The sequence below is a fragment of the Streptomyces sp. NPDC001401 genome (assembly GCF_042895385.1).
Lineage (GTDB): Bacteria > Actinomycetota > Actinomycetes > Streptomycetales > Streptomycetaceae > Streptomyces.
Genome location: NZ_JBIAWI010000012.1, coordinates 40,546 through 56,765, shown reverse-complemented (window position 1 = coordinate 56,765; position 16,220 = coordinate 40,546). Strand labels below are relative to the sequence as shown.

At 73.2% G+C, this 16,220-nt stretch carries 8 protein-coding genes; 4 read left to right on the top strand and 4 right to left on the bottom strand.

Going from position 1 to position 16,220, the window contains the following annotated elements; translation table 11 throughout:
- The first annotated feature begins 60 nt into the window (after window positions 1–60).
- Complete coding sequence (locus ACFY10_RS33810; protein ID WP_390669049.1) at window positions 61–255, top strand: hypothetical protein; 195 nt, start codon at window positions 61–63, stop codon at window positions 253–255.
- Between the two features lie 61 nt (window positions 256–316).
- Window positions 317–877 carry a CGNR zinc finger domain-containing protein gene (locus ACFY10_RS33805; protein WP_390669048.1) on the top strand — a complete coding sequence of 187 codons (561 nt, stop codon included), beginning with the start codon at window positions 317–319 and terminating at the stop codon, window positions 875–877.
- A gap of 10 nt (window positions 878–887) precedes the next feature.
- Here the strand turns inward: ACFY10_RS33805 and ACFY10_RS33800 are convergent, their stop codons facing one another.
- On the bottom strand, window positions 888–4,073 hold the full coding sequence (locus tag ACFY10_RS33800; RefSeq protein ID WP_390669047.1) for an alpha-L-rhamnosidase: 3,186 nt from the start codon (window positions 4,071–4,073) through the stop codon (window positions 888–890).
- 270 nt (window positions 4,074–4,343) lie between these two features.
- On the opposite strand from ACFY10_RS33800, the gene ACFY10_RS33795 reads away from it, so the two are divergent.
- Entirely contained in the window at window positions 4,344–7,751 is a 3,408-nt protein-coding gene (locus ACFY10_RS33795; RefSeq protein WP_390669264.1) for a BTAD domain-containing putative transcriptional regulator, read from the top strand.
- A gap of 9 nt (window positions 7,752–7,760) precedes the next feature.
- Here ACFY10_RS33795 and ACFY10_RS33790 read toward each other — a convergent pair whose 3' ends face one another.
- The 3 genes from ACFY10_RS33790 to ACFY10_RS33780 form a co-directional block, all read right to left on the bottom strand.
- A complete protein-coding gene (locus tag ACFY10_RS33790; RefSeq protein ID WP_390669046.1) occupies window positions 7,761–8,429 on the bottom strand; it encodes a hypothetical protein in 669 nt (222 codons plus the stop codon).
- Window positions 8,426–10,231 carry a serine/threonine-protein kinase gene (locus ACFY10_RS33785; protein WP_390669045.1) on the bottom strand — a complete coding sequence of 602 codons (1,806 nt, stop codon included), beginning with the start codon at window positions 10,229–10,231 and terminating at the stop codon, window positions 8,426–8,428. The genes ACFY10_RS33790 and ACFY10_RS33785 overlap by 4 nt, the downstream gene beginning before the upstream one ends.
- Window positions 10,232–10,412: 181 nt before the next feature.
- The gene (locus ACFY10_RS33780; RefSeq protein ID WP_390669044.1) at window positions 10,413–13,829 is read right to left on the bottom strand and encodes a BTAD domain-containing putative transcriptional regulator; all 3,417 of its coding nucleotides are present in this window, start codon (window positions 13,827–13,829) and stop codon (window positions 10,413–10,415) included.
- A gap of 224 nt (window positions 13,830–14,053) precedes the next feature.
- Here ACFY10_RS33780 and ACFY10_RS33775 point away from each other — a divergent pair, with 224 nt between their 5' ends.
- Window positions 14,054–16,216: a SpoIIE family protein phosphatase gene (locus ACFY10_RS33775; RefSeq protein ID WP_390669043.1), complete on the top strand. Its 2,163-nt coding sequence runs from the start codon at window positions 14,054–14,056 to the stop codon at window positions 16,214–16,216.
- The last annotated feature ends 4 nt before the right edge of the window (window positions 16,217–16,220 follow it).

Here is a 16,220-nt window from a genome sequence, read left to right as displayed (position 1 = left end):
TCGGTCACCTTCCCGACAGGTGACTTTCCCGCCCCTCCAGAGACCGAACGGAGTACGACCATGGAAAACCAGAGTGCCAAGGACAGCGCTGCGGCGGCCCGCCGAGCGCGGTTCGGCAAGTTGCCCGAGCGTGTCCGCTACGAGGACCTGGTCGAGGAAAAGGTGGCGGCGCCGAGCGACCCGGCGCGGTATGCCTACGACCCCGAGCGATCGTGGACGTCCTTCTCCTGCCTCGCCGCCGACCTGGGCCTGTGAGTCGGAGGGCCCGGGGTGACACGCCTTGCCCGGCGCAGGAGTCACCTGCCAGAATGGTGATGTGAACCTCGACCATGTCTTCGTCTGCGGAAACCCGGCGCTCGACTTCGCCGCCACGCTCCGAGCACGCCGTACGGCACGCTTCGAGATGTTCGTGACGCCCGACAGGCTCAGCGCATGGTACGTGGAGTCCGGTGTCGTGGACGCGGTCTCGCCCGGTCAGGAGGCCGACGTCGAGCAGGCGAAGACCGTGCGAGAGGCCGTCTACCGGCTGGTCACCGCCCGCCGCCTCGGGGAGGAGTACGACGGGGCGGCGCTGACCGTGGTCAACAACGCGGCGCGCAAACCGCCGGCGGTGCCGCAGCTGACCCCGTCGGGGCGGTGGACGCAGGCCGCGCCGGAAGAAGCCCTCTCCCTCGTCGCACGCCACGCCGTCGAGCTCCTGAGCGGGCCGGACGTGCCGCTGCTCAAGGAGTGCGGCAACCCGGAGTGCACCCGCACCTACATCGACCGCTCGCGCGGCATGCGCCGGCAGTGGTGCGGGATGGAGTCCTGCGGCAACAAGATCAAGGCAGCCGCGTACCGGGCCCGCAAGAAGACCCCGCCCGCGGCGGCCCACTGACCCGCAGTCGTCAAGCAGTGAACTGGTGCGTTCCGGAGCCGACTTGATAGACCGCGCAGCCGTCCTCCAGGCGGAGGAACGTCCCGTGCGTGTGAGTCACCGACTTCGGCGTGGACGCGGGGATCCACACCTCGGCGGTCGTGTTGGGCGGCACCGTGCAGGTCAGGCTGAAGCGGCCGGCCTGCTGCCGCCAACGGGTGGAGACGGGGCCGTAGACCGAAGTGAACGTGGCACGAGCTGAGTTGACGTCTCCACCGGGCCGCGGGCGGATGACGATCTCGCGGTAGCCGGGCCGGCCCGCCGCGATGCCGGCGATGTTCGCGTACATCCATTCCCCCACCGAGCCGTAGGCGTAGTGGTTGAAGGAGTTCATGCCCGCGTCCTGGAAGCTGCCGTCGGGCCGGATCGAGTCCCAGCGTTCCCACATCGTCGTGGAGCCCCGGTCGATCTGGTAGCCCCAGCTGGGGAAGGAGCGCTGTTGCAGGAGGCGGTAGGCGACGTCGGTGTGCCCCGTGTCCGTCAGGACGGGGAGCAGTCGAGGCGTGCCGAGGAAGCCCGTGGACAGGTGCCAGTCCCTGGCTTCGATCAGAGCGACGAGCCGGTCGGCCGCGGCCTTCCGCAGTGCGTCCGGCAGCAGGTCCATCGACAGGGCGAGGACGTACGCCGTCTGCGTGTCGCCCTTCACCCGGCCGTCCGAGGTGACGTAGGCCTTCTGGAAGGCCGCCCGTATCCGTTGGAAGAGATCGCGGTACGGGGCGACGTCCGCGCCGAGTTCGCCGGCCATCCGCGCCGCGAGATCGGCGCCGTGCGCGAAGTACGCCGTGGCGATGACGTCCTTGGGTGTCTCGTCGTCGACGTTCAGCCAGTCGCCGTATCCCTGCGCCGGGCGCAGCAGTTGGTCGCTGTTCTTCTCCAGGTACGTCAGCCAGTTTTGTACGGAGGGCCAGGCGTCCTGCAGGACCTGGCGGTCGCCGTATGCCTGGTAGAGGGCCCACGGGACCGTGACCCCCGCGTCGCCCCAGCCTGCCGTGCCGCTCCCGAGCGTGCCGACGACCGGAGCCACGTCCGTGAACGCGCCCTCCGCGGTCCGGGAGTCCCGCAGGTCGACAAGCCATTTGCCGAGAAACCGGGCCGACTCCATCGTGTAAGCGGCCGTGGGCGCGAAGACGTTGATGTCTCCCGTCCAGCCCAGCCGCTCGTCGCGCGCGGGCGTGTCGGTCGGTACGGAGAGGAAGTTGCCGCGCTGGCCCCAAGTGATGTTGTGGTGCAGCTGGTTGAGCATCGGTACGTCGGTCTCGAAGTCGAGAGTGAAGGGGGCGGACGTGTGCATGACGCGCCCGGTGACCGCCTGCGCGGAGGGCGTGCCGGGGAAGCCCGTCACCTCGACGTACCGGAACCCGTGGAAGGTGAAGCGGGGCTCGTAGATCTCCTCCTTCCCCTGCCCCTTGAGGGTGTACGTGTCGGTCGCCGCCGCGCTCCGCAGGTTCGCGGTGTAAACGGTGCCGTCGGGGTCGAGCACCTCGGCATGTCTGAGCCGGACGGTCGTGCCCGCGTCGCCCGACACCCGCAGCCGTACCGAGCCGACCATGTTCTGCCCCAGGTCGAACACGAAGACGCCGGGCTTGGGCTGCGTCACGGCCTTCGGCGTCAGCTCCCGCTCCACGCGCACCGGGCCGTCCACCTGCGCGACGATCAGACCGGGAGCGACGTCACCGGCACCGCGTACGCCGAGCCAGCCCGTGTCGTCGAAGCCGGTCGAGGTCCAGCCGGGGGTCTCCTTGCGCGCGTCGTACGTCTCGCCGTTCAGCAGGTCGGCGGCGACGATCGGCCCGGCGGCGGCCCGCCAGTCGGTGCCCGAGGCGATGCGCTCGCTCGTCCCGTCCGCGTACTCGACCTCCAACTGCGCTAGGAGCGCCGGGACTTGGCCGTACTGGCCGGGTCCGAACATGCCGACGTTGCCCGCGTACCAGCCGGGTGCCAGGTACGCTCCGATGGCGTTGGTACCGGGCCGCAGCAGCTCGGTGACGTCGTACGTCTGGTACTGGACGCGCGTGCGGTAGTCCGTCCAGCCGGGAGCGAGCTGATCGGTGCCGACGCGGCTGCCGTTCAGATGGGCCTCGTACAGGCCGAGTGCCGTGGAGTAGAGGCGCGCGCGTGAGATCTTCCGGCGCGGGAGCCGGAATTCGCGTCGGACCTGTGTGACGGCGTACGACACCGGGACGACCCGCCCCCACGGTCCGCCGCCCCAGGCCGCCGCCACCCGGGCCGCCGGCCAGCTCCCGTCGTCGAAGCCCAACTGCCGCCATCCATCGGCGGGTTCCTGATCCGTGGTCTTCCAGGAGGCGTCCGTGAACACCTTCTGCTCACCGGACGCGGTACGGACGACAAGGACGGCGACGAGCCCCGCCGGGCCCACGGTCGCGTTGGTGGCGGAGACGGCGATAACGTTGTCACCGCTGCGCACACGGTCCAGTACGTCGATCACGGCCGGGCGGCGCCAGTCCTCGTTGTCCGTGTCGAGGTCGGTGTGGGCCACCTCGACTCCGTTCACGGAGACGGCGTACACGTTGTCCGCGGTGATGGCGAGCGTCGCCGCCGTGATCCCGTCGGGCAGTTGGGCGGTGCGGCGGAACCAACGGGTGGCCGCCGGAACGCTGCTCGTCGGATCGCCCTCGGGGAACCAGATCCAGGAGCCGCCTTCGAAGGACGGCGCGTCCGTGAGGCTCGCCGGTGCGGAGATCCAGTCGGCGGTCCACTGCCCGGCATCCATCAGCCCGGTCTCCCACCACGAGGGTGTGCTCCAGTCGGAGACCTGCCCCTCGGCGTCCCACAGGCGTACGGACCAGTGGTAGCGCGTCCGGGGCTTGAGTGCAGGACCGGCGTAGGGCACGAGGACGGACTCGCCGGACATGACCTTCCCGCTGTCCCAGACGTCCGGACGGGACAGTCCCGACGCGCTGGTGGCGACACGGACCTGATAGGCGCTCTGGCGCATGCCCGCCTTGTCGGAGGCCAACGGCCAGCTCAGCCGGGGGCGTTGCGTATCGAGCCCCAGGGGGTGGCGGACGTACTCCACGGTCGGCGCGGTGACGCGCAACGGTCTGGATGCCGGTGCGGCCACCGCCGGTATGCCGTCGACGGTTGCCGCCACGACCGTGGCGACTGCGCCCGCGAGAATGCTCCTCCTGCTGATCACTACGACTCCTCACTCGTACGGATGGAATGAATCGATTCATTCATGGGGGGCGTGGGTAACGTAGAGCCGAGTGGGGCCGGGGTCAATCGTCGTGCAATTGTTTTCGTGACACGGCCGGTTCGTGATCGCTCCGAATGCTGCCGGTGTGCGGGGCGTGCGCGAGGGGATTGAACGGTTTCAATCGGGCCTGGCTCGGTCGTGCCGCACGCAGTCCGTGCAGCACGTGTGGCACGGTCGAATCGATGTTCTGGTTTGATGCGCTGTGTGTCGATGCACGAACTGCGCATGACGGTGCTCGGTGCGGTCGGGGCCTCGTTCCGGGACCGCCCGCTGGAGCTGGGCGGGCGACGGCAGCGTGCCGTCCTCGCCCTGCTGATCGTCGCCCGGGGCTCGGTGGTCACCCGGGACCGGCTGGTCGAAGGGGTATGGGGTGGCCGGCCGCCGGTGCGCGCCGCCGCCTCGCTGCAGGCCCATGTCTCCCATCTGCGGCGCTGTCTGGAGCCGGAGCAGGAGGCGAGGGCGCGCGGGGGCGTCATCGTCAGCGAGCAGGCGGGGTACGCGCTGCGGCTGCCGGACGACGCGGTGGACGCCTGGCGGTTCGAGGAGGCGCTGCGGTCCGCGGCCGTGCACAGCGACGAGGGCAGGCCGTCGGAGGCCGTGTCCGTCCTGGAGTCCGGGCTCGCGCTGTGGCGCGGCCCGGCCTACGTGGAGTACGCCGACGAGCCCTGGGCAGGTCTGGAGTCCGCCCGCCTCGCCGAACTGCGCGAGCTGGCCCGCGAACGGCTGCTCGCCGCCCGCCTCGCCCGGGGCGAGGACGCCGTCCTCGTGCCGGAACTCGAAGCCCTGGTCTCCCAGGACCCCCTCCGTGAGGAACGCTGGCGTCTTCTCGCCCTCGCCCTCTACCGCGCGCACCGCCAGGCCGACGCCCTCGACGCGCTCCGCCGCGCGAGACGGCTGCTGCCCGCCGGACCCGGTACCACCCCGGGGGCCGCCCTGCGCGACCTGGAGGCGGGGATCCTGGCGCAGTCGCCCGACCTGGACGCTTCTGCCCGCCGGGTGCCGGACACCGCCGCCGCGTCAGCCGTATCCGTAGCAGGCCCGGCGGGATCGCTGCCCTCCCCCGCCCCGCGGACCGACGTGCTCGTCGACCGGGCCCTCCAGATCGCCGAACTGCACGACAGCCTGCGCTCGGCTCTGGACGGCAGACCCCACGTGGTGCTCATCGAGGGTCCGGCCGGCATCGGCAAGAGCCGCCTGCTCAGCGAGACGTCCGAGGCGGCGGCCGGGCAAGGGGTACTGACCCTGACCGCGAGGGGCAGCCAGCGGGAGAAGGACTACGGCTACGGGGCCGTACGCCAGTTGTTCGAGCGGGTGGTGGGCGACGGAGACGAGTCGCTCCTCGACGGGGCCGCCGTCGCTGCGGGGGCGGTCTTCGGAGCGGTGCGCGGGCCGCAGCCGCAGAGTTTCGCGGTGCTGAACGGGCTGTACGAGCTGACGCGGAAGCTGGTGCGAGCGGCGGGGCCGCTGGTGCTGGCCGTGGACGACCTGCAGTGGTGCGACAGCGGCTCGGTGCGGTTCCTGGCGTATCTGGCAGGCCGGCTGGAAGGGCTGCCGGTGCTCATCGCCGCCACGCTGCGGACGGGGGAGCCCCAGCAGGGCGAGGAGTTGCCCGGGACGTTGACGACGGACCCCTCGGTGCTGCGGATCAGGCCCACGCCGCTGACGGCGGCCGGGGTCGCCGGTCTCGTAAGGCAGACGCTCGGCGAGGAACCGGACGAGGAGTTCACCGCGGCCTGCCATCGCGCCACGGCCGGGAACCCGCTGCTGCTACGGCAGTTGTTGCGGGCGCTGCACTCGCGCGGGACACGGCCCGATGCCGCGCACAGCGGGGAGGTCGCGGAAACCGGGGCGCGGGCGGTGTCCGGGCTGGTCCTGGGCCGTATCGCGCGGCTGCCCGAGGGGGCGCGTGCCGCGGCGCGGGCGGTGGCCGTGCTGGGGGACGGGGCGGCTACGCTCGCCGAGGTGGCGGCGCTCATGGAGCGGCCGGAGGCGGAGGCGGCACAGGCGATCGTGCCGCTCGTACAGGCCGAGATCCTGTGCGAGGGCCACCCATACGCCTTTGTGCACCCCCTCGTCGGGGAGGCCATCTACCGCGAACTGCCTCCCGGGGAACGGCAGTTGTGCCACGAGCGGGCGGCCGCTGCGCTGTCGGCCGCCGACGCGCCGCCCGAGCGGACGGCGGCTCAGCTGCTGCTGGCCCCGCACCGGGGCGATGCGGGAGTCGTGGACATCCTCTGCGCGGCGGCGCGGGAGGCCGCGGGCCGGGGCGCCCCCGACGCCGCCGCCACGTACCTCACCCGCGCGCTCGACGAACCGCCCGCTCCCGAACTCCGCCCCGAGGTACTGCTCGGCCTCGGCCGTGCCGAGACGCTCGGCAACGGTCCGGCCGCCGTGGAACACCTGCGCCAGGCGTACGACACGCTCGCCGACCCGGGCCGCAGGGCCGCGGCCGCCCTGCTGCTCGCCCGGATCCTGGTCTTCGCCGGCGGCCACGGCCAGGCGACCGAGTTCGCCCGCCGGGCGGCGGCGGAACTGCCCGCCGAGCTGAGCGACGAACGGCAGGGGCTGCTGGCGCTGGAGCGCATCAGCGGGTTCATGCACGGCCTGGACCCGAAGCTGTGGCGGACCGTCGAGGACCCGGTCGTCGAGGGCGAAGGCCCCGGCGCCCGGATGCTCGCCGCCAACCTCGCCCGGGAGGCGGCGTCGGACGGCAGCGACCGGACCCGGGCCGTCGAGCTGGCCCGCTTCGCCGTCGCCGACGGGGTACTCCAGGCCGCCGGGGAGGAGATGCTCTGGTACACCGCCGGCATCGTGCTGCACCTCGCCGACGAGGAGGTGGGCGAGCTCTGGGACGCCGCGGTGGCCCGCGCCGTGGAACGCGGCTCGCTCTTCTCCGTCCTCGCCACGCATCTGTGGCGCGGCTTCACCCAGTGGAACCACGGGGCCCTGGACGCGGCACGGCGCTCACTGGAGACCGCGGTCGGGCAGTCGGAGATCTGGGGTCTCGCACCGGGCGCCCCACAGGGCCGCACCTTCCTGACCGCCGTCCTGCTGGACCTGGGCGACACCGCAGGGGCCCGCGCCTGCCTGGAGCGGATGCGCGGCTGGATCCGGGGCGCGGAGGGCCGGCGACTGCTCGGGGAGAGCGAGGCCCGGGTGCTGAACGCGGAGGGACGGTACGAGGAGGCGCTCGCAGCCCTCGACGACGTACGGCACCTCCAGCCCGCCGTGGCCAACCCGGCGTGGTGGCCGTGGTCGCTGCTGCGGGTGCAGGCACTCGCGGGCGCCGGGCGGCGGACCGAGGCGCTGACCCTGGCCGAGGAGCAGCTGAAGGTCGCCCAGGGCTGGGGAGCGCCCAGCACGCTGGGGCGGGTGCTCCGGATCGCCGGAGAGCTGCGCGGGCCCGAGGGCGAGCCCGAACTGCGCGAGGCGGTCGCCCTGTTGGCGCCCGGTCCGGCGCGCCTGGAGTACGCCCGTGCGCTCTACGCGCTCGCCGGGCACGCGACGCAGGAGGAGGCCGACGCCTTGCTGAGCCGGGGGCGGTCCATCGCGCGGGAGTGCGGGGCGGCGGGGCTTGTGGCCGCCATGTCCGCCGTGGACGGGGAACGGCGTACGTGAAACCGGTGGTCAGGAGCAGTCGTACGTGAAACTGGCCGAGGCCGTCAGCCGGTTCGGCGAGAGCACTTCGAGGGTGGCGGTGGCCTTCATCGTGCCGCGGCCGTCGAAGCTCCAGCGCAGGACGACCTCGGAGCGCTCGACGCTCCTGCCGACCTTCTGGTGGAGGACTTCGGAGGCCGTGCCGTCGCTGCGCTTCCAGCGGTAGTCGACGGTGCCGGGGTGGCCGTCGGTCTTCAGGACGCCGGTGACGAGGACCGTCTTCGCACAGCGGCCGACCTCGGGCGCGGTGACCGTGGCGTCCAGCACGTGCAGGGGATCGGAGGCCGAGCAGGAGCGAAGGCCCAACAGCACGGCCACGACGACGGCGACCAGCACCAGCAGGGAGCGCAGTTCGCGCCGCCACCACGGCCGACGGCGCCGGGCGCTCACCTCGGACGGCCCATCCGGGGTGATCGTGCCCCGCCAGATGCCCGTCGCGCGGTCATCGGCCGTGCCCGTCGCACCCGGCACCCCGGGTCCGAAACGGGTCTCCCCCTCGGCAGCTTCCGAAGACGGGAAGTGAAGGGTCGCGGCCGGGTCCGCCGGGGGGAGGGTGGCGGCGAGATCGGGGTCGTCGGGGCGGGCCGCCGGATCGGTACGGGCGAACCGCAGCCGGGGGTCCTCGGAAGGTGTGCTCATCGGGGCGGGTCGCAATCGACGGGTGCGGCGGTGGACTGGAAGGAGCCGTTGCCCGAGTCGGCGGCCGGGTCGGTGGTGACCTTGACACCGAGGTAGTCGTAGCGCGTCGGGATGGCGAAGGAGTGGGTGTAGCGGTTCGAGATCTGCGTCTTCCCCTTGGGCAGCGCAACCGAGTCGGTGGCCACGACGGTCCCGACCGCGCCGGCCGAGTCGCTGACGAACCAGCTGAGGTAGAGCGTGCCGTCGGCGGCGCCGTCGGTCGTGACGCTGACGGAGGCCACGATGGTGCAGGCGGCCGACATCGGGCCTACCGCGTTGATCTGCACGGACTTCACGTCGAGGGTGGGCGCGGGTGGAGACGTGGTGCCGCCGCTCGTCGTCGTACCGCCGCCGCTCGTCGTCGTGCCGCCACCGGAGGTGCTGCCGCCGGTGGTTCCCGTGCCGCCGCCCGTGGTGCTCGTACCGCCGCCCGTCGTGGTCGTACCCCCTGCGCCGGACGATCCGCCGCCCGTGCCGCCCGTCCCGCCGGAAGCGGACCCGCCGGACGGTCCGTCCCCCGAGGGCGAGGCGCCGTCGTTCCCGGACGCCGATGCGGAGGGCGACCCGGTTCCCGAGGGCGACGAGGAAACGTCCGATGCCGAAGGGGTCCCGTCGGGGGAGTCGGCCGACCCGCTCGGACCGGTTCCGTCGGCGGATCCGTCCGACCCGGGACCGGACCCTGAGGCGTTCGTCCTGCGGTCTCCGCCGACCGCGCCCGTGGCGACCGCCGTCACCGCGACCCCGCCGACCACCAGCACGACCCCCGCCGCCAGTCCGGCCAGCAGCTTCCCCCTCCGGCCGGGCAGCCGCCGGGTGCCCGGCCCGAGGGTGGTCGTGGCCAGGGCCGTCGTACCCGAGGCCGTACCGTCGGCCAGCGGGAAGAGGAGGAGCAACAGGGCGGCGAGCGCGGCGAGTTCGCGTCGGCCGCGCTCCTCCCAGTCCTCGCCGTACGCGGCCGTCGCGACGGCTTCCAGCTCCTCGACGAACGCCGCCGCGCTCGCCGGGCGCTCCTCGGGCGTCTTGGCCAGGCCCCTGCGGATCAGCGGGCGCACCGGCTCTGGGGCCAGTTCGTCCGGGATCGGCGCCTCGATGTGCTGGATCGCCAGCTCGGCCAGCGTCTCGCCCGCGTAGGGCTTCATACCGGTCAGGCACTCGAAGAAGGTCGCCGTCGCCGCATACACGTCCGTCGCCGGTCCGGCCGCACCGCCGGTCCACTGCTCGGGCGCCATGTAGATCGGGGTGCCGGAGGCGTTGGCCGCCACCCCGCTCGGCACGGCGATGCCGAAGTCCACGAGCTTGGAGGAACCGTCGCCGTCGACCAGGACGTTGTCCGGCTTGTAGTCGCGGTGCACGACCCCCGCCGCATGGGCGGCCGCGAGGCCGAGCAGTGAACCCTTGAGGACGACGAGCGCGGCCTCGGGGGTCGTGGCGCCGTGCTCACGCAGCAGCTTGCGCAGCGGTACGCCGTCCACGAGCTCCATGACGATGGCGGCGCCGCGCGGGCTCTCGACGTACTCGTACAGCTCCACGACATGGGGGGAGCGGAGCTCGCCCAGCAGCCGGGCCTCGGCGCGGAAGACCTCGCGGAAGGCGGGATCGTCGCGGAGCTTCTCGGCCAGGTACTTGATCGCCACGTGGGTGCCGGTCGTGTCGTGCGTGGCCAGGACCACCCGGCCGCTGGCCCCGGAACCCAGCTCCTTGATCCGTGTGTAGCCGGGGACCGCCCACTGGTCCTGGTCCCCGTCGCGTATCGCTTTGCTCATGTCCTTCGCCCCCCGACCCGTCCCCCGGGCCGCCCCCGTTCGTTCTGCGTGGTGTGTCTGACGCGTGGTACGCCTGATTCGGTTGCGTCCTGGATGATGCGCCACCGGTCTTGCGAACCGCTTGCAAGCCGATCGCAAGTCGGCCGCCGGATGCTCGTCCCGACGGCCCGTCGTACGCCGGTCACGCTGGGGGGAATCGGCGTCCGACGGCCTCCTGGGCGGTGTCACCGCAGGTCAAGGCGTGCAGGGACTGCTGGGCGCGGGCCTGCTCGAGGCGGGCCTGGCCGTCGGCCAGCAGGGCGAGCGCCTCCCGGAGTTCGGGTCCGCCGTCGGGCCCGCGTGCCTCGCCGAGCAGCCGCAGCACCCGGCCGACGGTGCCGGGCGCGCCCCACTTGCGGGCCATCAGCAGCTGTTCCCGTGCCAGCCCCTCGGCCCGCTCCCGCTCACCCAGCCCGGTCAGCGCCCGTACCCGCAGCAGTTCCCCGTCCCACCACACCGGGTTCACCACGGCCGGCTGGAGATGCCGTACGCCGTCGAGCACGGCCAGCGCCTGAGCGCACCGGCCCTCGGCGATCAGCACTCGCGCCTCGCTCTCCCCGCGCAGCCGCGCCCCCTCGGCGCCCCCGGCCCGCGCTCTCATCCGCTCCATCCGCTCCAGACAGGCACGTGCGCCGGCGATGTCCCCGAGGTCCAGCAGCACCCCGGTCAGAAAAGCGCGGCACTGTGGCGCACCGGGCGTGACCCCCCACGCCCCGAACTGTTCGAGCGCGGTTTCGAGCGACCGGCGGGCCTGGTGCAGCTCGCCGTGCCGCCACTGCGTGAACCCGTTCCACAGGTGTGCCGAGAGCGTCCCGATCAGCGACCCCCGCTGCCCGGCGTACGTCAGGGTCTCCTCCCACAGCAGCCTGACGTCCTCGTCGGCCAGGTGCAGCACGACGCCCGCCGTGCACCAGGACAGCACCTTTCCGCTGCGCAGCAGTACCCGGTCCGTCAGCGCGAACCGGGCCGAGGCGACGGCCGCCGCGCGGTCGAGGCCCCACACGGCGGCGTCCCTCGCCGCCTCGGCGGCGAGCATGCGGGCGCCGGGCCCGTCCCCGACGGGGGGTGGCGCCGGGGCATCCGGGCCGCTGGTGCCCACGGTGTACAGCCCGTGCGCGAAGGCGCCGAATCGCGCCAGGGCCAGCAGCCCCTGCCGCTCGTCGGCCATGTCGGCCGTATCGTCCGCGGCGGTCTGCCCGGTGGGCAGCTCCGCCGCCGCCCGGGCCGCGAACTCGGCCGCCTCGCCGGGCCTGCCGGTGTAGATCAGCGTCTGCGCGAGCAGGCGCGCGGCGCCGGCTCCCAAGGGTGACGTCTCGTACGCCTCCCGCAGGTGACGGGCCGCCGCAGGCCCGTCCACGAGTGCTTCGACCCGCCCCAGTTCCAGCAGCACCTCGGGCCGGACGTCCCGGGCGGGCGGTTCGAGCAGCGCGCGGGTGAGCAGGGTGGCGGCCGCGTCGTTCGCGCCGCGGGCGGTCGCGCGAGCCGCGGCGGTACGCAGGACGCCGACCACCCAGGGGTCGCCCCGGTAGGGGACCAGGAGCAGATGCGCGGCGGTCCGCTCCTCAGCCGCACCGGCACGGTCGAGGAGCCGTGCCGCCCTCTCGTGCAGGGCCGGACGCTCCCGCGGCGACACCGTCCGCAGCACGGCCTCGCCGGCCAGGGGATGGACGAAGGCCAACGGGTACCGGTCACGGACCACTTCGACCCGTACGAGAGCCGCCGTCGCCGCGGCCACGTCCTGCTCGGACAGTGCCGTGAAGGCGGCGACGGTCGGCAGCGAGGCCCCGCCGTCGCCGCTGCCGCCGTCGAGAACCGCGACCGCCCGTACGACGGCCGTGGCGGCGGACGGCAGCCGGTCCAGCACGGTGAGCACGAGGTCGGAGACGGCACGGACGCCTGCCTCCTCCACGGCGCGCGGATCCGTCCCCGCGGTCTCCAGCGCCCCGAGTACGTGTGTCAGCAGGAGCGGCAGCCCGGCCGACACCCGCTGACAGGCACGTTCGACCTCGTCGGCCACTACGGTGCCGAGCAGTCGGCGTACCAACTGGGCGACACCCGCCGCGCTCAACGGCTCGGGCCGGATGTGCACCACCGTCGGGTCCTGCACGATGTCGGCCAGCACCTGCTCGTTCTCGCGCCGGGCGGGGGGCTCCCCGGCGCGCAGTGCGGTGACGACGAGGACCGGCAGGGTCTGGATGCGCGGCAGCAGATGGGCCAGGAAGCGCAGGGACGCCGTGTCGCACGACTGAAGGTCGTCCACGAGGAGGAGCAGCGGCTGCCGTTCAGGGTGGCCGTCGGTGACCAGTTGCTCGACGATCCGGTAGAGCCCGTGCAGGACGTCGAAGCCGTCGGGTCCGTCGGGGGCCTGTCCGTCGGTCATTGCGTCGAGCAACCGGCGTACCAGGTCCTGGGGATCGTACGAGCGGATTCCCGGGGAAGCCTCCGCCTCCGCGAGGGCGTCCGGGCGACCGTCACGGACGTCCAGCACCCGTACGCCCCACTCCCTGCCCAGCCGCCCCGCCTCCGCCAGCAGTGCGCTCCGGCCGATCCCGGCAGGGCCCTGAACGCACACCAGCCCGCCGCGGCCCGCGACCGCGTCCGACAGGCATTGCCGCAGCTCGGCCAACTCCCTTTCCCGCTCGACGAGTTGGCCGAACACGAAGGCGGGTGCGGACACCGGCGCGGATGTGGGCGGAGCAGACGTCAGGGGTGCGGCGAGACGCGGTGCGTGGGACAGGACCTCGGCCTCGATGCCGCGCAGGGCTGGGCCGGGGTCGATGCCCAGCCGGTCGGCGAGGGTGCGGCGGGCGCGGCGGAGTGCGGAGAGGGCGTCGGCCTGGCCATGGGCGCGGTAGTGGGCGAGGGCCAGCAGGGACCAGCGCTCCTCGCGCAGGGGTTGTCCGGCGACGAGGTCCTCGGCCTCGGCGAGCAGTGCCTCGGTGTGTTCCCCGCACTCCAGGCGGGCGGCCAGCAGCTGTTCCCGTACCACCTCACGCAGTTCGCCCAGGCGCGCCGCCTCCGTCCGTGCCCACGGCCCGTCCGTGAACCCGGCGAAGGCGGGACCCCGCCAGAGGGCGAGCGCCTCGGTGAGCAGAGCCGCCCTCTCCGCCGCCGGCGGCACGGACCGTCCGGAGTGCCCGGACTGTCCGGCCTGCTTGAGCAGCGCTTCGAAGCGCCAGGCGTCGACCTCGTCCGGGTCGAGACGGAGCGCGTAACCGGCGCCTTCCCGCACGATGACACTGCTGCGGGCACCGGCCGTCCGGGCCGGTTCCAGTACCCGCCGCAGCCGCGAGACGTACGCCTGCAGCGCACCGACCGCACTCGGCGGCGGCTCCTCGCCCCACACGACGTCGATCAGCCGGTCGCCGGTGACCACGGCGCCCCGCGCCAGCACCAGCAGCGCGAACACCGCACGCGGCCGGGGCCCGCCGAGGCTCAGGACCCGCCCGTCGTGCGTCACGGTCAGTTCACCGAGGACACCGACCCGGAGCCCGGCAGCCCCGCGGGGGTCCGGCCCCGGGGCGCCCGGTCTCGGCCCCTCTCCGGCGGCGTGCTCCATACGTACCCACTCACTGTCGGCCGTCCGACCGATTGCACCATGTCGGGGAGCCGACGGACATGCCCTGTTCGCATCGGTTTGGCCGTACGGTGCTCGTGGTGGGCGAAGCGGCCCCGGGTGTTATTGAATGAGGTATGCGGTCAGGAATTTCGGGACCCCGTCGCCCGGGTTCTGGTACGGCCCCGGCGCTGTGCCGGGGTTGGCGAGCGAGCTGAGAGAGCCGCATGGACTCCACCCCTTCCTCCTCGTCCGCGTCGCCGTTCGACATGGTCAGCAGCGCTTTGGGGCAGTACATGCCACGAGAGGGAGCGGCAGCGGCCGCCGGTTCCGCCGACCCGCAGGGCGACAGCGCCGCCCGCCGACGCGTACCCGCCGATCCGACCCCCGACAGCCAGGAGCAGATCCTCGGCGCGGTCAACCTGGACCGGGATCTGAGAATCAGCCGCTGCAATCTGGACGCCCCGGTTTTCGCGGGGGTGGAGGCCGTGACGGGGAGCCCTTTCGTCGATCTTCTGCCTCCCTGGGACGTACCGACGGTCACCCGGCGGTTGCGGCAGGTCCTCGAGACCGGTGAGCCGCATGTCGCCCGGGTCCAGCGACTGCGGCGCGGCGACGGGTCGGAGCTGGTGGTCTCGATGAGCATCCTGGCCGCCGCGGCGCCTCAGGAGGGCCTGACCGTCTCGCTGATCGCCATGGCCAGGAGGCTGCACCTGTATGCCGCGGAGACCGCGATCGGCACCTCGTTGGACATCGGCGAGACCGCCCAGTCGCTGGCGGAGTCCCTGCTGGCCTGGGGAGACGTGACCGCCATCGACCTCGACTTCGCCGTGTGGACGGGTGAGATGCTCACCGAGCAGCCGCAGGGGCGCATCCATCTCCGGCGGGCGGCACTGGTCCCGGACCGGGCCTGGCCCGACGGCTACGTGACTCCGGGCGACGATCTTCCCGGCGATGCGAGTCGCCTGCTGTCGCAGGCGAGACGGCGTGACGACGCCGCGCAGGCCATCGTCATACCCGACCGGGAGGCGATCGAGCGGGTACTGGGCAGTCCGCGGCTGGTACGTGCCCTCGTGCCCGGTGACCAGGCGGCGGCTGTGGCGTGCATACCGCTCGTCCTGGACGGCGCGCCGCCCGTCGTGCTGGGGGTGGCGGAGGTCTGGCGGCGGGCGGGCCGCCCCTTCGAGGACAGCGAGCTGTTCGACCTGCAGGAGCTGGTGGCCAGGACCTCCCATCACGTCGACCTGGCCCGTCAGCACCAGCGCGAGCACACGCAGGTGCTGGCGTTGCAGCGCCGGCTGCTGCCCCGGTCGGGCGGCGACACCATCGAGACCGCCAGCGTCTACCAGCCCGCCACCCCCGACAGCGCGGGCGTCGGCGGTGACTGGGTGAACAGCTTCCCGCTGCCGGACGGCCGTACCGCGCTGGTGGTCGGTGACGTCGTCGGACACGGCCTGGGAGCCGCGGCGACCATGGGGCAGCTGAGCATGGAGGCCCGCGCGCTGCTGTCCGCGGGGCTGGCGCCCGACGAGGTGCTGGAGCACCTGGACGAGACCGTGGCGCTGCTCGACGACGCGGAGTCCGGGCTGGCGGCCGGTTACAGCGCCCTCGGGTCGACCTGCTGCATCGCCGTCTACGACCCGGTCAGCCACCGCGTGACGCTGTCCAGCGCCGGCCACCTCCCCCCGGTCCTGGTGCCCCCGGACGGGCCCGCCGGCCCGGTCGCGATTCGCCCCCACCCCGGTCTTGGCGCCGAGTTCGCGCTGCGGGAGCCGTTCGACGTGCACGCCTTCGCCGCACCCCCGGGCTCGCTCCTCGCCCTCTACACCGACGGCCTGGTGGAGGACAAGGCCCTCTCGATCGACGAGGGCATCGACAGGCTGACCGACGCCGTGTCCACGGTCCACCCCTGGGATGCCCTGCCGCAGGCCGCGCGGCGCCTGGTCTCCACGCTGGCGCCCGTGCACCGGCGCGACGACGTGACCCTGCTGCTCGCGCGCATGATCGGCTACCGCAAGGGGGACACCGCGACCTGGCGGCTGCCCGCCCGCGGCGACGCGGCCGCCCGGGCCCGCACGCTGGTCGCCGCGCTGCTGGAGCAATGGCGCATCAGGGACCTCACCCGGGACAGCGTGCTGCTGGTGGTCGACGAACTGGTCGCCAACGCGGTCCGCTTCGCCGAGGGACCCATCACGGTACGGCTGATCAGGACCGGTGACGGGCTGCTGTGCGAGGTCGGCGACACCGGCAACGGCCGCCCGCGACTGGGCCAGGGTGGGCTCCTCGACGACGGCGGCCGTGGCCTGCACGTCGTGCATGGACTCACCACCCGGTGGGGGGTGCGGTGGACGGACACCGGCAAGGTGGTCTGGGCGTCGGTCGCGAGGTGACGCG

Bases quoted from the DNA above. Each gene is read 5' to 3' on its own strand.
- ACFY10_RS33810 (WP_390669049.1), top strand. From the start codon at position 61: ATGGAAAACCAGAGTGCCAAGGACAGCGCTGCGGCGGCCCGCCGAGCG.
- ACFY10_RS33795 (WP_390669264.1), top strand. From the start codon at position 4,344: ATGCACGAACTGCGCATGACGGTGCTCGGTGCGGTCGGGGCCTCGTTC.
- ACFY10_RS33790 (WP_390669046.1), bottom strand. From the start codon at position 8,429: ATGAGCACACCTTCCGAGGACCCCCGGCTGCGGTTCGCCCGTACCGAT.
- ACFY10_RS33785 (WP_390669045.1), bottom strand. From the start codon at position 10,231: ATGAGCAAAGCGATACGCGACGGGGACCAGGACCAGTGGGCGGTCCCC.
- ACFY10_RS33780 (WP_390669044.1), bottom strand. From the start codon at position 13,829: ATGGAGCACGCCGCCGGAGAGGGGCCGAGACCGGGCGCCCCGGGGCCG.
- ACFY10_RS33775 (WP_390669043.1), top strand. From the start codon at position 14,054: ATGGACTCCACCCCTTCCTCCTCGTCCGCGTCGCCGTTCGACATGGTC.